16 protein-coding genes are annotated in these 17,447 nt (G+C 68.4%); 6 read left to right on the top strand and 10 right to left on the bottom strand.

Features of this window, described 5'->3' with window-relative positions:
* The first annotated feature begins 91 nt into the window (after window positions 1-91).
* The gene (locus CGU35_RS02030) at window positions 92-1,327 is read left to right on the top strand and encodes a DNA polymerase domain-containing protein (RefSeq protein ID WP_100809961.1); all 1,236 of its coding nucleotides are present in this window, start codon (window positions 92-94) and stop codon (window positions 1,325-1,327) included.
* Window positions 1,328-1,368: 41 nt separating this feature from the next.
* On the opposite strand, the gene guaA is transcribed toward CGU35_RS02030, so the two are convergent.
* The 7 genes from guaA to guaB all read right to left on the bottom strand — a co-directional run bounded on the left by guaA (window position 1,369) and on the right by guaB (window position 8,059).
* Window positions 1,369-2,952 carry a glutamine-hydrolyzing GMP synthase gene (guaA, locus tag CGU35_RS02025; protein WP_100809960.1) on the bottom strand — a complete coding sequence of 528 codons (1,584 nt, stop codon included), beginning with the start codon at window positions 2,950-2,952 and terminating at the stop codon, window positions 1,369-1,371.
* Entirely contained in the window at window positions 2,949-3,470 is a 522-nt protein-coding gene (locus tag CGU35_RS02020; protein WP_100809959.1) for a DUF3817 domain-containing protein, read from the bottom strand. Before CGU35_RS02020 ends, guaA begins: the two co-directional genes overlap by 4 nt.
* A 58-nt stretch (window positions 3,471-3,528) precedes the next feature.
* Window positions 3,529-4,323, bottom strand: coding sequence for an SURF1 family cytochrome oxidase biogenesis protein (locus tag CGU35_RS02015; protein ID WP_100810093.1), 795 nt, complete (start codon window positions 4,321-4,323; stop codon window positions 3,529-3,531).
* A gap of 80 nt (window positions 4,324-4,403) precedes the next feature.
* Window positions 4,404-5,522, bottom strand: coding sequence for a GuaB3 family IMP dehydrogenase-related protein (locus CGU35_RS02010; protein ID WP_100809958.1), 1,119 nt, complete (start codon window positions 5,520-5,522; stop codon window positions 4,404-4,406).
* Window positions 5,523-5,583: 61 nt separating this feature from the next.
* Window positions 5,584-5,862 (bottom strand): DUF2277 domain-containing protein, encoded by a 279-nt coding sequence (locus CGU35_RS02005; protein ID WP_100809957.1) that lies wholly within the window; start codon window positions 5,860-5,862, stop codon window positions 5,584-5,586.
* A 31-nt stretch (window positions 5,863-5,893) separates the two neighbouring features.
* Window positions 5,894-6,529 carry a TMEM175 family protein gene (locus CGU35_RS02000; RefSeq protein WP_100809956.1) on the bottom strand — a complete coding sequence of 212 codons (636 nt, stop codon included), beginning with the start codon at window positions 6,527-6,529 and terminating at the stop codon, window positions 5,894-5,896.
* Window positions 6,530-6,556: 27 nt separating this feature from the next.
* Window positions 6,557-8,059, bottom strand: a complete 1,503-nt coding sequence (gene guaB, locus CGU35_RS01995) for an IMP dehydrogenase (RefSeq protein ID WP_100809955.1) — start codon at window positions 8,057-8,059, stop codon at window positions 6,557-6,559.
* A gap of 328 nt (window positions 8,060-8,387) precedes the next feature.
* Between guaB and CGU35_RS01990 the strand changes: the two genes are divergently transcribed.
* From CGU35_RS01990 to CGU35_RS01975, 4 genes are all read left to right on the top strand, one after another.
* On the top strand, window positions 8,388-9,626 hold the full coding sequence (locus CGU35_RS01990; protein ID WP_100810092.1) for a branched-chain amino acid ABC transporter permease: 1,239 nt from the start codon (window positions 8,388-8,390) through the stop codon (window positions 9,624-9,626).
* 7 nt (window positions 9,627-9,633) lie between these two features.
* The gene (locus CGU35_RS01985) at window positions 9,634-10,614 is read left to right on the top strand and encodes a branched-chain amino acid ABC transporter permease (protein ID WP_100809954.1); all 981 of its coding nucleotides are present in this window, start codon (window positions 9,634-9,636) and stop codon (window positions 10,612-10,614) included.
* A 130-nt stretch (window positions 10,615-10,744) separates the two neighbouring features.
* Entirely contained in the window at window positions 10,745-11,680 is a 936-nt protein-coding gene (locus CGU35_RS01980; RefSeq protein WP_232711118.1) for an ABC transporter ATP-binding protein, read from the top strand.
* Window positions 11,677-12,414 (top strand): ABC transporter ATP-binding protein, encoded by a 738-nt coding sequence (locus CGU35_RS01975; RefSeq protein ID WP_100809953.1) that lies wholly within the window; start codon window positions 11,677-11,679, stop codon window positions 12,412-12,414. The genes CGU35_RS01980 and CGU35_RS01975 overlap by 4 nt, the downstream gene beginning before the upstream one ends.
* A gap of 633 nt (window positions 12,415-13,047) precedes the next feature.
* On the opposite strand, the gene CGU35_RS01970 is transcribed toward CGU35_RS01975, so the two are convergent.
* From CGU35_RS01970 to groES, 3 genes are all read right to left on the bottom strand, one after another.
* Complete coding sequence (locus tag CGU35_RS01970; protein ID WP_100809952.1) at window positions 13,048-14,319, bottom strand: ABC transporter substrate-binding protein; 1,272 nt, start codon at window positions 14,317-14,319, stop codon at window positions 13,048-13,050.
* A 172-nt stretch (window positions 14,320-14,491) separates the two neighbouring features.
* Entirely contained in the window at window positions 14,492-15,406 is a 915-nt protein-coding gene (rarD, locus tag CGU35_RS01965; protein WP_100810090.1) for an EamA family transporter RarD, read from the bottom strand.
* A 204-nt stretch (window positions 15,407-15,610) separates the two neighbouring features.
* Window positions 15,611-15,919, bottom strand: a complete 309-nt coding sequence (gene groES / locus CGU35_RS01960; RefSeq protein ID WP_036301697.1) for a co-chaperone GroES — start codon at window positions 15,917-15,919, stop codon at window positions 15,611-15,613.
* 308 nt (window positions 15,920-16,227) lie between these two features.
* Between groES and CGU35_RS01955 the strand changes: the two genes are divergently transcribed.
* The gene (locus CGU35_RS01955) at window positions 16,228-17,418 is read left to right on the top strand and encodes a class I SAM-dependent methyltransferase (protein ID WP_100809951.1); all 1,191 of its coding nucleotides are present in this window, start codon (window positions 16,228-16,230) and stop codon (window positions 17,416-17,418) included.
* The last annotated feature ends 29 nt before the right edge of the window (window positions 17,419-17,447 follow it).

Below are 17,447 nucleotides of genomic sequence, written 5' to 3'. Positions count from 1 at the left end.
CACGAGAAGGGGTCGTCCGATTTCGGGCGGCCCCTTCTTCGTACGCCGTCGGGGCTGGCCCCAGGGCATGCGTCCGGCCTAGCCTGAGGCGATGGCCTCGTCCTCACCCGCGGAGATCCTCGACGTCGAGGGTCACGAGGTGCGCGTCAGCAACCCGGGAAAGGTCGTCTTCCCCGAGCCGGGACTGACCAAGCTCGACATCGTGCGGTACTACCTGGCCGTGGCCGATGGTGCGCTGCGGGGTGCCGGCGGGCGGCCCATGGTGCTCAAGCGATTCGTGAAGGGCATCGGCGCCGAGGCGTTCTTCCAGAAGCGCGTGCCCGAGAACCACCCCGACTTCATCGACACCGCGACCCTGCGTTACGCCTCGGGCACGTCCGCCGAAGAGGCCGTGATCCGGGATGCCGCGGGGCTCGCCTGGATCGCGAACCTCGGATGCCTCGACCTGAACCCGCATCCCGTCCGTGCCGAGGACCTCGACCATCCCGACGAGCTACGCATCGACCTCGACCCGATGCCGGGTGTGGCGTGGGAGCAGATCGTGGACGTCGCGATGATCGCCGGCGAGGTGCTGGCCGACCACGGGCTCATCGGATGGCCGAAGACCTCGGGATCGCGCGGGTTGCACATCCTGGTGCGGATCGAACCGCGCTGGACCTTCCGCGCGCTCCGCTCCGCCGCCGAGGCCCTCGCCCGCGAGGTCGAGGCGCGGGCACCCGGGCTCGCGACGGCGCGGTGGTGGAAGGAGGAGCGCGGCGAGAGCGTGTTCGTCGACTTCAACCAGAACGCCAAGGACCGCACCGTCGCATCCGCGTATTCGATCCGCCCCTTGCCGGACGCCCGCGTCTCGACGCCCCTCGCGTGGGACGAGCTGCGCACGCGTCGGCCCGAGGAGTTCACCGTCGCGACCGTCGTGCCGCGGTTTCGCGAGCTCGGCGATCCGCACGCCGGCATCGACTCCACTGCGGGGTCTCTCGAGGGCTTGCTGAGCCTCGCCGAGCGCCTGGGCCCCGCCGAGAAGCCGCCGCGCGCGGGCGACGGGTCCGGGCGGCGGGTCTCGACGATGCCGTTGATCGAGGTCGCGCGGACGAAGTCCAAGCCCGAGGCCCTCGAGGCGCTGGAGCGGTGGCGTGCGGAGCATCCGTCCGCGGCGGCGGCACTGCATCCGGCCGACGAACTCGTCGACGGGATGCGCGGCAGCTCCTCGCTCTGGTACCGGGTGCGCGTGAATCTGCAGCACGTGCCCGAGCACGAGCGTCCGGAGCAGGGCCCCTTATTGGCCGACTACGACCCCTGGGCCGGCCGCACCTTCCCCGGTCGCGCCTGATCTCCTATACCTCGCCCGACGACGGGGGGGTCTTCGCGGGCTCACTCCCACTCGATCGTGCCCGGCGGCTTCGACGTGACGTCGAGCACGACGCGGTTGACCTCGCGCACCTCGTTCGTGATGCGGTTCGAGATCTTCGACAGCACGTCGTACGGCAGGCGCGTCCAGTCCGCCGTCATGGCATCCTCGGATGACACGGGCCGCAGCACGATCGGGTGCCCGTACGTGCGGCCATCGCCCTGCACCCCGACCGAGCGCACATCGGCGAGCAGCACGACGGGGCACTGCCAGATCTCGGCATCGAGGCCGGCGCGGGTCAGCTCTTCGCGCGCGATGGCGTCGGCATCACGCAGGATCTCGAGGCGGTCAGCGGTAACCTCGCCGACGATCCGGATGCCGAGGCCCGGCCCCGGAAAGGGCTGTCGGCCGACGATCACCTCGGGCAGGCCGAGCTCGCGGCCGATCGCCCGCACCTCGTCCTTGAAGAGCGTGCGCAGCGGCTCGACGAGCTCGAACTGCAGATCCTCGGGCAGGCCACCGACGTTGTGGTGCGACTTGATGTTCGCGGTGCCCGAGCCCCCGCCGGACTCGACGACGTCGGGGTACAGCGTGCCCTGCACGAGGAAGCGGATCGGCTCGCCCTCGGCCGCCGCCTCGGCGACGAGCTCGCGCTCGACCTGCTCGAAGGCGCGGATGAACTCGCGGCCGATGATCTTGCGCTTCTGCTCGGGGTCTGAGACTCCGGCGAGCGCGTCGAGGAACGTCTGGCGGGCGTCGACCGTGACGAGTCGAACACCGGTCGAGGCGACGTAGTCCTGCTCGACCTGCTCGCGCTCGCCCTTGCGCAGAAGTCCGTGGTCGACGAACACCGCGACGAGCTGGTCACCGACGGCCTCGTGCACGAGCGCGGTCGACACGGCGGAGTCGACGCCACCCGACAGCGCGGACAGCACGCGCGCCGACCCGACCTGCTCGCGGATGCGCGCGACCTGCTCGGCGATCACGTTGCCGCTGTTCCAGTCGGCGGGCAGGCCCGCGGCCTTGTGCAGGAAGTTCTCGATCACGCGCTGGCCGTGGTCGGTGTGCTTGACCTCGGGATGCCACTGCACCCCGTACATCCGGCGCTCGTCGCTTCCGAACGCCGCGACCGGCGTCGCCGTGGTCGAGGCGAGCACGGCGAAACCTTCGGGAGCCCGCGACACCTGGTCGCCGTGGCTCATCCACACGTTCTGCGCGGCGGGCTGGCCTGCGAGCAGCACTCCCCCGTCCCCCGTGACCGAGGCATCCGTCGCGCCGTATTCACGCAGCCCCGTGTTCGCGACCTCGCCGCCGAGGGCCTGAGCCATGACCTGGAAGCCGTAGCAGATGCCGAGGGTCGGAACATCGAGGTCGAACACCGCGGGATCGAGAGCCGGCGCACCGGGCTCATACACCGACGATGGACCGCCCGAGAGGATCAGGCCGACCGGGTTGCGCGCCGCGATGTCGGCTGCCGTGGCGGTGTGCGGCACGATCTCGCTGTACACGCCCGCCTCGCGTACGCGCCGGGCGATCAGCTGCGCGTACTGCGCGCCGAAGTCGACGACCAGGACGGGTCGCTGCGAGGTCTCTGTGGCTTCGGTCAACGGGGGCCTTCCGGGGTGGGAACGGGAACGGCGGATGCTTCGGATGCCTCGCGCTCGGCGAGGTACGTGCGCACCTCACGCGCGACGCGTGCCTCCATGAAGAACGACAGGAGCGGCACGATGCCGCCGAGGGCGAGCACGATGAACCGCAGGAACGGCCAGCGCATCAGGCTCCAGATGCGGAAGCACGCGAAGAGATACACGACGTAGAACCAGCCGTGCACCACGAGGATCGCGAGCGAGATGTTGATGCCGTCGCCCGTCGAGACCATTTCGCACCCGCTGCCGGGGAAGAAGAGCGAGTACCACTCGCAGTCGACGCCGGCGATGACCGTCGCGAACCACAGGAACCCGCCGGATCCACCGAGAAAGAGCTCGAGGTGAATCGGCGTGTATTTCAGCACCATCTCGGTGACGAGCAGCAGCAGACCGACACCCGTGATGATCGAGGCGACCTGGTAGAACTTCAGCGCCCCTCGGATCGCCGGAAACGAGGCGAGTTTGGGAGCGCGCGGCATGGGCCCAGTCTACCGGCGGCGGACCGCCGCGAGTTCCGGCACCCAGCCGGCGGACGGCTCACGACGCATCGGCGCGCGCGTCTTCGAGGTCCTCGAGCTCCTTCTCCCACGCGTCGCGCGCGAGGCGGTACCAGAGGTAGAAGGCGAAGCCCGCGAACACGGCCCATTCGACGGCGTAGAAGATGTTGAGCCAGTTCACGGTCGAGGACTCGTCCGGCGCCCGGGAGGAGATCGGCACGAGGCCCGCGTCCTCGGCGGTCCCGCCCGGCTCGAGCATCGCGAGATACGGCCGGTAGACGAACAGACGGTCGACGTCGTGCCACTGGCTGAGCAGGGCCGCCGGCGACATCCGTGTCATCTCGAGGGGATCCCCTCCCCGAGGCGGCAATTGCGGCCCCTCGTCCGAGATCACACGCCCCGTCACCTGCGTCGCGACACCGGCCGCCGTCGTCGCGGCGCTCTCCGAGAGCTCGGATGCCGCGGCCTCCGCCTGCTCGAGCGTGGGAGCCCAGCCGATCGCGACAGCGATCGACGTGGGATTGAGCGGGCCGTCGATGCGCAGCTGGCCGGTGACCCAGTACCCCTCGACACCGTCGTTGAATCGCGACGAGACGACCAGGAAGTCTTCGGGAACCCACGACCCCGTGGTCTGAACCTGCTGACCGACGAGCGGTTCTTCGAGATATGCGCCGGGCTCGACGACGTCGTCGAGGGGACGGACCTGCTCCGTCGCGCCTACGGCGGGCGGGTCGGTGTCGACAGCGCGTCCGAGCTGCCACTGCCCGAGCCACGCGAAGACACCGGCTACGAGCAGACAGAGCCCGAGCATCGCGAGCCACTGCGGACGCAGCATGACTTCGCGCAGCGTCGGGGGGAAGACCTCGGGCGCGTCTGGCACCGAGGCGGCGGGGTCGTGCTCCGTGCTCACACCGCTCATCCGCCGGAGTACGGCGCGACGACGACCTCGACGCGCTGGAACTCCTTGAGGTCCGAATACCCGGTGGTCGCCATGGACTTGCGCAGCGCCCCGATCAGGTTCGCCGTGCCGTCGGCCACGGGGGCCGGACCGTACAGGATGCCCTCGAGCGAGGCGACCTGGTCGACGCGCACCCGGCGTCCGCGCGGCAGCTTGGGGTGGTGCGCCTCGGGCCCCCAGTGAAAGCCCTGACCCGGAGCATCCGTCGCGCGCGCGAGCGCAACGCCGAGCATGACGGCGTCGGCGCCCATCGCGAGCGCCTTGACGATGTCGCCCGAGGTGCCGACTCCCCCGTCCGCGATGACGTGCACGTAGCGGCCGCCCGACTCGTCGAGGTAGTCGCGGCGCGCTCCCGTGACGTCGGCGACCGCGGTCGCCATGGGGGCATGGATGCCGAGGGTCGCGCGCGTCGTGGACGCGGCACCGCCCCCGAAGCCGACCAGCACGCCCGCGGCACCGGTGCGCATGAGGTGCAGTGCGGCGGTGTAGGTCGCGGCACCGCCCACGATCACCGGGACGTCGAGGTCGTAGATGAACTTCTTGAGGTTGAGAGGGGCAGACACGCTCGAGACGTGCTCGGCCGAGACGGTGGTACCGCGGATGACGAAGATGTCGACTCCGGCGGCGACGACGGTCTCGTACAGCTCTTGCGTGCGCTGGGGGGTCAGGGCACCGGCGACCGTGACACCCGCCGCCCGAATCTCGGCGAGACGCGCCGTGACCAGCTCGGGCTTGATCGGCTCGGCGTACAGCTCCTGCATCCGGAGCGTTGCGTCGCCGTCTTCACGGCCGGCGATCTCGGCGAGCAGCGGCTCGGGGTCTTCGTAGCGCGTCCAGAGGCCCTCGAGATCGAGGACTCCGAGCCCGCCGAGCTGCCCGAGCATGATCGCGGTCAGAGGGCTGACGACCGAATCCATCGGCGCACCCAGCACCGGGATGTCGAACTGGAAGGCGTCGATCGACCAGGCGGTCGAGACATCCTCGGGGTTGCGCGTGCGCCGCGAAGGCACCACCGCGATGTCGTCGAAGGTGTACGCGCGTCGCGCTCGCTTCGCGCGCCCCAGTTCGATCTCCATGCTCACCCGTCCAGCCTACCGGCTGACCCCGTCGCCGCTCCCGACCGGACCGCCGGGGCACTCAGGCGACGGAGTAGCGACCGGATGCGACGGCCCGAGCTCGCGCCTTCGCCGCCTCTTCCTCGCGGTTCTTCGGCGGGGTCACGGCGACGAGATCCTCGAGCAGATGCCCGGTGATGTGGGCGATCTCGTGCACGGCTCGATCGAAGGCCTCCTGATTGGCCTTCGACGGCTTCGTCGTGCCCGCGATCTTGCGGACGTACTGGAGAGCTGCGGCATGGACCTCGTCGTGGGATGCCGCGGGCTCGAAGTTGTGAAGGGTTCGGATGTTCCGGCACATGCGTAAAAGGTACGCCCGGCCGGAGCAGCCGTCACGGGGTATCTCGGTCGCCCCTACCGCGGAAGAGACGCGTGCCGACGGGATCGAAGACGAACAGCGCGAAGGCGAAGGAACCGATCAGCGGGGCGAGGACGACGACGGCCGCCGAGATGATGAGCGCGCTGACGGCCCCGCGCCCGTATGCCTTCGCGTCGGCGTCCGAGAGGTCGGGCATCATCGTCTCGCGGTTGCGCACGGCCCACATCCATTGCAGATAGCTGCAGAGGATCGCGAAGAAGAACGTCACGGGCATGAGCAGACGGCCCGCGACCCACTCCGAGTACTCGGTCGTGAGGCTCGTGGCGAACGGCACGAGGACGATGAACAGCAGGCGTCCGCTGTTGAGCCAGACGATCGTTGCGTCGACGCGCGCAACGTGCTCGAACTGCTGCACGTGCGTCATCCACAGCAGGCACAACAGCACGAAGCTCAGGACGAAGTTGAAGAACAGCTCCCACATTCCCGCGAGCGCCGACCACATCTCGGCATCCGATGTGATCGTGCCGAGCGTGTAGCTCGTCAGATCGAGCACCAGCAGCGTTGCCGCGATGGCGAAGACACCGTCGGTGAACGCCTCGAGGCGGCTTGTGCCCTGCGTCGCTGCGGGATGGCGCCGTTGCCGGATCATGCCGCCCAGCGTACCGACGCCGCGCGGCTACTTCTTGTAGTTGGGGGCCTCGACCACGATCTGCACGTCGTGCGGGTGGGACTCCTTCAGCCCCGCCGCCGTGATGCGCACGAACTTCCCCTTGGCCTTCAGCTCGTCGATCGTGCGCGCGCCGACGTAGAACATCGACTGACGGAGACCCCCGACGAGCTGGTACGCGACGGCCGAGACGGGGCCGCGATAGGCGACCTGACCCTCGATGCCCTCGGGGATCAGCTTGTCGTCGCTCGGGACATCCGCCTGGAAATACCGGTCCTTCGAGTACGAGGTCTTCTTGCCACGCGTCTGCAGGGCGCCGAGCGACCCCATGCCGCGGTACTGCTTGAACTGCTTGCCGCCCTGGAAGACGATCTCGCCCGGCGACTCGTCGGTTCCGGCCAGGAGCGAGCCGAGCATGACGGTGTCGGCGCCTGCGACCAGGGCCTTCGCGATGTCGCCCGAGTACTGCAGACCGCCGTCGGCGATGACCGGCACGCCGGCGGGGCGTGCGGCGAGGGATGCCTCGTAGACGGCCGTGACCTGCGGCACGCCGACGCCGGCCACGACGCGAGTGGTGCAGATCGATCCCGGACCGACGCCGACCTTGACCGCGTCGACGCCCGCGTCGATCAGCGCCTGCGCGCCCTCACGGGTCGCGACGTTGCCGCCGATGATGTCGATATGGGCGAAGGATGCATCCGCCCGGAGCCTGCGGACGATGTCGATCACGCCCGCCGATTGGCCGTTGGCGGTGTCGACGACCAGCACATCGACTCCGGCGTCACGGAGGGCTTCGGCACGCTCCCACGCATCGCCGAAGAACCCGATCGCCGCACCGACGCGCAGACGGCCCTGTTCGTCCTTCGTGGCGAGGGGGTACTTCTCGCTCTTGTCGAAGTCCTTGATGGTGATGAGACCCGCGAGCTTGCCGTCGTCGTCGATCAGCGGCAGCTTCTCGACGCGGTGCTTGGCGAACGTCGCGATCACATCGTTCGCGCCGATGCCGACCTTCGCCGTGATCAGGCCCTCGCTCGTCATGACGTCCTTGACGAGAGTCGTCTGACGCTCGAAGCCCGAGACGAAGCGCATGTCGCGGTTCGTGATGATGCCGACGAGGCGACCATCGTCGTCCACGACCGGCAGCCCCGAGATGCGGTACTGCGCGCACTGCGCGTCGACCTCCTCGACCGTCGCGGTCGGGCTCGTCGTGATGGGGTTCGAGATCATTCCCGACTCGCTCCGCTTGACGCGGTCGACCTGCGCGGCCTGATCTTCGATCGACAGATTGCGGTGCAGGATGCCGAGGCCGCCCTCGCGCGCGATCGCGATGGCCATGCGAGCCTCGGTGACGGTGTCCATCGCCGACGACACCAGCGGCGTCGCCACGGTGATCCGCCGCGTCAACCGCGAAGACGTGTCCGCCTCGCTCGGGATGACGTCGGTGTGTCCCGGCAGAAGGAGGACATCGTCGTACGTCAGCCCGACAAAACCGAACGGATCGTAATCGGGCATGTACGCGCTCCTCGTGCGGGTGTGATCGGGGTGCGGATCGAAGCGATTTCGCGCAGAACATCCGCTTGATGAAGTCTAAGCGGCGAGGCTGTGCGAACATTCCTCCGGGAGCGATCCCATTGCGATCTCATCACGTCCCGCGATTGACCGATGGGGGAAACAACGCGGACACATTACGCTCGTACCGTCGTCCATCAATGCCGATGGACGCGACCCTCGGCAACAGTGCCGAACTGGAGGATCTGTGAATCCCAAGACCGCTGCGGCGCGACGTTCCCGCGGGGGGACTCTGCTCACGATCGGGGCACTCCTCGGTGTGCTCTTCGCGATGATGAGCTTGACCGCGTCCCCCGCCTTCGCGGCCGAAGACGACCCCTACCGCATCAGCGGCAACGTGCAGCTCGACGGGCAACCGCTCGAGGGAGTGCGCCTCGTCATCGACGGTCCCGGCGGCGAGCAAGAGGTCGAGACGGATGCGGAGGGTCAGTGGCGCGTCGGAGTGCCGGAGCGCGGCGAGACCTACACGGTCACCCTCGACGAAGAGACGCTGCCCGACGGCATCGCCGTCGTGAACCCCGAGGATGACACCCCCAACGAAGAAGAGGTCGAGATGGGCGCCGGAGGGCGCGTCACCGTCAACTTCTTCATCGGTGAGGGTGAACGAAGCGTCACGAGCTTCGCGGACCAGCTCATCCAACGCATCGTGCAGGGCCTGAGCTTCGGTCTCATGCTCGCCCTCGCGGCCGTCGGACTCTCGCTCGTCTTCGGCACGACGGGCATCTCGAACTTCGCGCACGGCGAGATGGTCACCTTCGGCGCCGTCGTGGCCCTCGCGCTCGTCGGTCCGGCGAGCCTCGCACTGCCGGTGTGGGTCGGCTTCCCGCTGGCGGTGATCCTGAGCGCGGGCCTCGGGCTCGTGCTGGACATGATCCTGTGGAGACCCTTGCGCCGACGGCGCGTGGGCGTAGTTCAGCTCATGATCGTCAGCATCGGTCTCTCGCTCGCGCTCCGCTACACGTTCCAGTTCTTCATCGGGGGCGGCACGAGCCAGCTTCCGTTCGCCTCCGAGCCGAAGATCCAGCTGTTCGGTTCGGTGCAGATGAGCATCATCGACATGGTCTCGATCGCGATCTCCGTGATCGTGATCATCGCATTTGCCGTGTGGCTCACCCGCAGCCGCCTCGGCAAGGCGACGCGAGCGATCTCCGACAACCCGTCGCTCGCCGCGGCATCCGGTATCGACGTGGACTTCGTCGTCCGGATCGTGTGGGTCATCGCGGGTGGCCTCGCGGGGCTCGCGGGCATCCTGTACGCCTACTACCGCCCCGGCATCAAGTGGGACATGGGTTCGCAGGTTCTGCTGCTCATGTTCGCCGCGGTCATCCTCGGCGGTCTCGGCACCGCGTACGGCGCGCTCGTCGGATCGATCATCGTCGGGCTGCTCGTCGAGGTCTCGAGCCTGTGGATCCCCGCGGACCTGAAGTACGCGAGCGCACTCTTCATCCTCATCGTGATCCTGCTGTTCCGACCACAGGGGATCCTTGGTCGACGCGAGAGAATAGGTTAGGCGCGCCATGGACTTGCTCCAGATCCTCTCGAACTCCGCCTCGTCGATCCTCAGTCCCGCCACGATCGGGTACGCCCTCGCCGCCCTCGGCCTCGCGGTGCACTTCGGTTACACCGGCCTGATCAACATGGGCATCGCCGGATTCATGGCGATCGGTGCCTACGGCTACGCGATCGGCGTGCTCACCTTCGGTCTCGAATGGTGGGTGGCTGCGATCGCCGGCCTCGTGGCATCGGCGATCTTCGCCGTGATCCTCGGTATCCCGACGCTGCGGCTGCGCGGCGACTATCTCGCGATCGTGACGATCGCGGCAGCCGAGGTCGTGCGTCTGCTGTTCCTGACCACCGCGTTCGACGAATACACCGGCTCGGCCGACGGCCTGAGCGGGTACCACGGCAGCTTCCGCGCTTCCAATCCCCTGCCGCAGGGCACCTACGGTTTCGGTCCCTTCACGTACAACGAGACGCAGTGGTGGGTGCGCATCATGGGGCTCGTCACGCTCGGCATCGCGGTGCTCGTCGTCTGGATGCTGATGCGCAGCCCCTGGGGGCGTGTACTGAAGGGCGTGCGCGAGGACGAGGACGCCGTGCGCGCACTCGGCAAGAACGTGTACGCGTACAAGATGCAGTCGCTCGTGTTGGGTGGTGTGCTCGCCGCGGCGGGCGGCATCGTCTACGCCCTGCCATCGGCCGTCAGCCCCGGGGTGTACGTCACGTCGCTGACATTCTTCGTGTGGACCGCTCTTCTCCTGGGTGGCGCCGCGACCGTCTTCGGCCCCCTGCTCGGGTCGCTCATCTTCTGGGTGCTGCAGACATTCCTGAGCAACTTCCTCCCGGCGCTCGTCTCGGCCGGGGTCCTTCCTTTCATGTCGCAGATCCAGGCCGGAACGCTCCGATTCATCCTCGTCGGCGTCGCCCTGATGCTGCTCGTGATCTTCATGCCGCAGGGGATCCTCGGCAACAAGAAGGAGCTGACCTTTGTCAAGTAACGAGCAGTCAAGTAACGAGCAGTCAAGTAACGGGCAGTCGGGGGCCGAGCACACCACCACCGGTCGGCTGGGCGAGGCGGCTTCGGGCGCACCGCTCACGGCACCGGTCGAGCGTCCCAAGACGACGGGTCTGCACGTCGGAGAGGCCGTACCGGGAGCGAAGAAGGTCGACCCGATCATCATCGCCGACGGCGTGCGCCGCACGTTCGGCGGCGTCACGGCCGTCGACGTCGAGCACCTCGAGATCCCCCGCGGCGCCATCACGGCGCTGATCGGACCCAACGGTGCCGGCAAGACGACGCTGTTCAACCTCCTCACCGGCTTCGACAAGCCCGACGAGGGTACGTGGAGTTTCGACGGCAGGTCGCTGTCGGGGGTCCCCGCCTTCCGGGTCGCGCGGATGGGCCTCGTGCGTACGTTCCAGCTCACCAAGGCTCTCGGGCTCTTGACGGTGCTCGAGAACATGAAGCTCGGCGCGACGGGTCAGCGCGGCGAGAAGTTCTGGCAGGCGCTGATTCCCGCGATCTGGCGCAAGCAGGACTCGAGCATCGACAGCCAGGCCATGGCGCTGCTGAAGAAGTTCAAGCTCGATACGAAGGCGCCCGACTTCGCGGCGAGCCTCTCGGGCGGGCAGCGCAAGCTGCTCGAGATGGCGCGCGCGCTGATGACGAAGCCGACACTGGTGATGCTCGATGAGCCGATGGCCGGGGTCAACCCGGCCCTGACGCAGTCGCTGCTGGACCACATCCTCGATCTCAAGGAAGAGGGCATGACCGTCCTCTTCGTCGAGCACGACATGCATATGGTGCGCCACATAGCGGACTGGGTCGTCGTCATGGCCGAGGGGCGCGTCGTCGCCGAGGGCGACCCGCACACGGTCATGCGCAATCCCGCGGTCATCGACGCCTATCTCGGCGCTCACCAAGAGCTCGACCTGGGTGTCGTCACGGGGCGCATCACGGCCATCCAGGCCGACCCGACGACGGATGCCGAGGCATCCGCTCACGCGCGCGCCGCGACGCTGGTGGACGAGGGCGTCGCCGAAGACGAGGAGAACCGCTCATGAGCACGGTAGCTACCGAGACCCCCGTCGTTTTCGTCGACAACGTGCACGCCGGGTATCTGCCGGGCGTCAACATCCTGAACGGCTGCTCGCTGGTCGCGAACCAGGGCGAGCTGATCGGCATCATCGGCCCGAACGGCGCCGGCAAGTCGACCCTGCTGAAGGCGATCTTCGGTCAGGTCAACGTGCGCGAGGGATCGATCACGCTCGAGGGCGACGAGATCACGGGCCTGCGAGCGAACAAGCTCGTCGCGCGCGGTGTTGGGTTCATCCCGCAGACCAACAACGTCTTCCCGACACTGACGATCGAAGAGAACCTGCAGATGGGCCTGTACCAGCGCCCTTCGGCATACAAGGAGCGTCTCGAGTTCGTCACGGGCATCTTCGCCGAGCTGGGCAAGCGCCTCAAGCAGCGCGCGGGCTCGCTCTCGGGCGGTGAGCGCCAAATGGTGGCGATGAGCCGTGCGCTGATGATGGACCCGAAGGTGCTGCTCCTCGACGAGCCGTCCGCGGGTCTCTCCCCCGTCCGTCAGGACGAGGCGTTCATCCGCGTCTCCGAGATCAACAAGGCCGGGGTGACGTGCATCATGGTCGAGCAGAACGCGCGGCGCTGCCTGCAGATCTGCGACCGCGGCTACGTGCTCGACCAGGGCCGCGACGCCTACACCGGCACGGGCCGCGAGCTGCTCGGCGACCCGAAGGTCACCGAGCTGTACCTCGGCACGCTCGGCACCTGACCCGCCGCACTTCGTCTCCACGCGCAGCGAGCGCGGGGACGGAGCACGGTGCAGCGGGGCCCCGTGCAGTCGCACCCCCGTCGGAGGCCGCAGCCGGGTCGCGTGCGCGGGAACCTGGATGTGCACGGTCCGCTTCTCCAGAACGAAGACTCCGTATTCGGCCAGCAGGCTCGTACACGCCACCCGGCCGCCGGATCGCGCAGCGGTCACCCCCGCGACCGAGGAAGCGGGATGCAGATAGGTGTCCCGCCGCGCTCGCAGGATGCCACCGCTGCGCACCAATTGGGTGATGCTGCCCTGCGAGAGGCCCGCGGACTTGAGGTCGGCGTGGACGTAGACGTGATCCGGATGGAGGGCGCGCACCTACGCAGCTTTGCGCGCCGTTCACTGGCCTGACCCGCGTCGGTCCGCAACGGGGGATGTTGCCACGGGAACGGGTTCTGGGGAGGACCTACCGTGTGACGTTGGTGGCCCGGATAGGACAGTACTCCGGTCGAAGGCGCGCTCCGGGCTCTGCGGGCGGGCTTGCCGGCCCCGCAGACCCGGTTTCACCGGAGAAGTGTCGACAGACCGGGGCACGACAAGGGGCCCCGGTCCGAAGACCGGGGCCCCTCATTGCGGGATGCGTGGGGCTCAGCCCATGTATGCCGTGTAGGTGTTGTCCTCACCGAACTCGTAGATGCCGATCGACGCCTCGGTCGGGTCGCCGACCTCGTCGAACGTGATCGGACCGGAGATGCCGTCGTAGTCGGCGACTCCACCGCCCAGGATGATGTCGGCGCACTCCGCGTAGGACTCGCAGGTCTCACCGTCGCCCGAACCACCCGAGACCTCCATGAGCTTCTCGGCCATGGCTGCGCTGTCGGTCGAACCGGCAGCGAGGGCGGCGAGAGCCAGCAGGATGGTCGCGTCGTAGGACTCGGCCGCGTAGCTGTAGTCCTCGAGCGGTGCGGTTCCTTCGGCCTCGAGGAACGCATCGAGCTCGCCCGTGAAGTCCGCGATCGAATCGATCGACAGTCCCGGGAGCGTGCCCTTCGCGCCCGTCAGGGAACCGGTCGGGAAGGCGTCTGCGAAGTTCTTCAGGTTGCCGTCGACGAAGTACAGCTTGTCTGCCGGGATCTGGCCGAACAGGCTCGGCAGCATGGTCGAGACCTCGTCGAACGTGATCAGGGCGATCGCGTCGGGGTCGGCCGCGAGGACCTCGCTGATCTGAGCATCGAAGGTCGCGTCACCCGTGTTGTAGGTCGGGGCCGCAACGACCTCGCCACCGGCGGCCTCGAAGGCCTCGGTCACGTACTTGGCGAGCCCGGTGCCATACGAGTCGTTGAGCACGATCAGACCGAGGGTCTGGTTGCCGTCCTCGGCGATCAGGTTACCGAGCACCTCGCCCTGCAGCACGTCGGAGGGAGCGGTGCGGAAGTACAGCCCGTCGTCCTCGTAGGTGGTGAAGGCGTCCGAGGTGTTGGCGGGCGAGAACTGGATCACGCCGGCGCCGACCACCTGGTCGATGAACTGCAGCGACGTACCCGAAGATGCGGCACCGATGATCGCCGAGACGTCCTCGCCCAGCAGGCGGGGGATCTCGGTCTCGTAGGCCTTGTTGTCGGTGTCACCCGAGTCGCCGTAGACCACATCGAGGGTCAGGCCGGTTTCGGCCGAGACTTCGTTGATCTGTGACGCGGCGTACGCGACACCGGCCTCTTCGGGCGGGCCGAGGAAGGCGAGGTTACCGGTCTGCGGCAGTGCCGTACCGATCTTGAGGGCGAGGTCGTCACCGGCGGGTGCGCCCGACGACTCGGTGTTGCCACCGCTGCCGGCACAACCTGCGAGAACCAGCGCGCTGACGCCGACCACGGCGATGCCGCCGAGGACCTTGCCCGTGCGCGAACGGGAGAAGAAGTTCATGTTGCTCCTAGCTGTGGACGAACTCGGGGCCGAACTGCGGCCGACCGGGGTTGCTTCACCCTATGCGCGCGGGCGTCTCCGGGATGTTGCAGTGCGTTAACGATGTGAAACAGTACGGTCACAGCGTGATAACGCTCCCATCCCCCGAACGACGGGGAACCGGCGCGGGGCGTCAGGTCAGCTCAGCGACATCCGAGACGCCACGACCGCGCCGCGAGAAGAGGACGGAATCGACCGACAGGACGATCAGCGCGACCCAGACCAGGCCGAAGCCGATCCATCGCTCGAGCGGCATCGGCTCGCCGAGGACCCACGCGCCGATGATGAACTGCAGCACGGGAGCGATGAACTGCAGCAGCCCGATGACGGTCAGGGGCACCCGTCGGGCGCCCGCGGCGAAGAGCAGCAGCGGGATCGCGGTGATGATCCCGGCCAGCGACAGCAAGACGGTGTGGAGCGGCCCGGCGCTGCCCATCGTGATGCCGCTGGTCGAGGCGACGACGATCAGCTGCACGATCGCGACCGGCACCAACCAGAACGACTCGAGGGTCAGGCCGCCGACCGCGTCGACGCGCGGCCCCACCTGCTTCTTGATCAGGCCGTAGAAACCGAACGAGAACGCCAGGGTCAGGGCGACCCAGGGGAACGCCCCGTAGCCGACGACGATGACACCGACGGCGACGACGCTGATCCCGATCGCGATCCACTGCGTGAGACGCAGGCGCTCGCGTAGCACGAGCACGCCGAGCAGCACGGTCACGATCGGATTGATGAAGTATCCGAGGCTCGTCTCGATCACGTGCCCGGTCAGCGTGGCGAGGATGTAGACCTGCCAGTTGACGTAGATGAAGACCCCGGCCACCGCGGTCAGCAGCAACAGACGTGGCTGACGCACGATGCGAACGAATGCCGGCCATGCGCGCGTGACCGTCAGCAGGATCAGGCAGAAGACGAAGGCGAGCAGGATGCGCCACGCCACGATCTCCCACGGGCCGGTCGGCACGAGCAACAGGAAGTACAGCGGCAGGAAGCCCCAGATGAGGTACGCGCCCAGGGCCGATGCGACGCCGACGCTGCGCTCACGCACTTCCGCGGCTGCGGCGGCACCCGCGGGTTGACCGCCCGGCCCCTCGGGTGCGGTGGTGGGATCCGGTGTCACCTCCCCAGCCTACGGGCGCGATGAGCGGCGAGCGCGGCGGCCGGACGGGCCCCGCCCGGCTCGGAGGCGGTCGTCCGGGAACGACGAAGGACCGGATGCCGAGGCATCCGGTCCTTCGTGTGTGTCAATCGCTCAGCGAACGACGACCGCGAGCACGTCGCGGGCCGAGAGCACGAGCAGGTCGTCGGCGCCGAACTTGACCTCGGTGCCTCCGTACTTGCTGTAGATCACGCGGTCGCCGACGGCGACGTCGAGCGGAATGCGGTTGCCGTTATCGTCGATCCGACCCGGGCCCACCGCGACGACCTCGCCCTCCTGGGGCTTCTCCTTCGCGGTGTCGGGGATGACCAGGCCGGAAGCCGTCGTCTGCTCCGCCTCGACCTGGCGGATGACGATGCGGTCCTCGAGCGGCTTGATGGAAACCTGAGTGGAAACCGTCACGGTCTACCTCTTTCTTGATCCAAGACTTATTAGCAACCTCGATGCGAGAGTGCTAATGCCAGTGTAGGCAACCGCTGGCACTCACGCAACGCGAGTGCCAGCGAGCGGGCGATGGGCCGTGCCGCGAACATCTCGAAGGTACTCCGAGGCTCGGTGGCGCGAATCCGGCCCGCGCGGGCGACTTCCGCACCACGGAACCTCTGTGATGCACGGGAAGGGTCGTTTCCGGCCCGGTCCGACGCGCCGGGTGGGCGTCTCAGACCCATGCCGGCCGCATGCGCTCACCGCCTCGCACCTAGGCTGGACAGGTGGAGATGGCCGAACTGCGGGCGCTGCTGACGCCCGAGGGGCTGCGGCTGCTCGATCAGACCCCGCCGCTCACGACCACCGCGGACGTCGCCCGCGAGGTCACGCGGCTGCGGTCCGCGGGGCACTCCCCCGACCTCGTGTCGGCCGTCGTCGGCCAGGCCCGCCTGCGAACGCGCGCCGAGACGAAGTTCGGCGCTCACGCGGCCCGGATGCTCTTCACCCGGGCCGGACTCGAGCAATCCACGCGCCTGTCGGTCGCGGCCCTGCACGCCGGACGCTTCCGGGACGCGGAGGTCGAGAGCGTCGCCGATCTCGGCAGCGGAATCGGGGGCGATGCCCTGGGATTCGCCGGGCTCGGGCTGAGGGTGCTCGCGGTGGACGCCGACGAGGTCACGGCCGCGATCGCCGCGTACAACCTCGCCCCGTTCGGTCCGTCGGCCGAAGTACGCCACGCCCGGGCCGAGGACATCGACGTCTCGGGCTACGACGGCGTGTGGCTCGATCCCGCGCGCCGCACGGCCGGTCACACGGAGACATCCCGCCTCTCGCGTCCCGAGGACTACTCCCCCTCGCTCGACTGGGCGTTCGCGCTCGCGACCGAGAAGCCCACCGGCATCAAGCTCGGGCCGGGCTTCGACCGCGACCGCCTGCCCGCGTTCGCCGAGGCGCAGTGGATCACCGCGGATGGCTCCACGCTCGAACTCGTGCTCTGGTCGGGCGTACTCGCGCGGCCCGGGATCACCCGCGCCGCCGTCGTCATGGCGGACGGCCAGTCACACGAGCTGACGGCGGCCGCCGACACCGAGGATGAGCCCGTGCATCCCTTGGGCGTCTTCCTGCACGAACCCGCCGGCTCCGTCATCCGCGCGCGCCTCGTCGGCGATGTCGCCCGCGCCCTCGAGGCGGGGCCGATCGCTCCCGGAATCGCGTACCTGACGGGAGACGCGGCGCTGACGAGCCCGTTCGTCGCGAGCTTCCGCGTGCGTGAACAGCTCCCCGCCGACGTCAAGAAGCTCGCGCGGGCACTGCGTGAACGGGGCATCGGGCGCCTCGAGATCAAGAAGCGCGGCGTGGATGTCGACCCCGCAGTGTTGCGCACGCGCCTGGGTCTGAAGGGCGACGCATCGGCGACCCTGCTGCTGACCCGGATCGGATCGACGCGCATCGCGGTGCTCGCCGACCGGGTCTGAACTGCGGCGCGGCTCAGAGCGGAAGCGGC

Source organism: Microbacterium sp. BR1, from assembly GCF_002812725.1.
Taxonomy (GTDB): Bacteria; Actinomycetota; Actinomycetes; order Actinomycetales; family Microbacteriaceae; genus Microbacterium.
The sequence above is the reverse complement of the archived record's forward strand: the minus strand, read 5'-3'. Positions and strand labels throughout refer to the sequence as shown.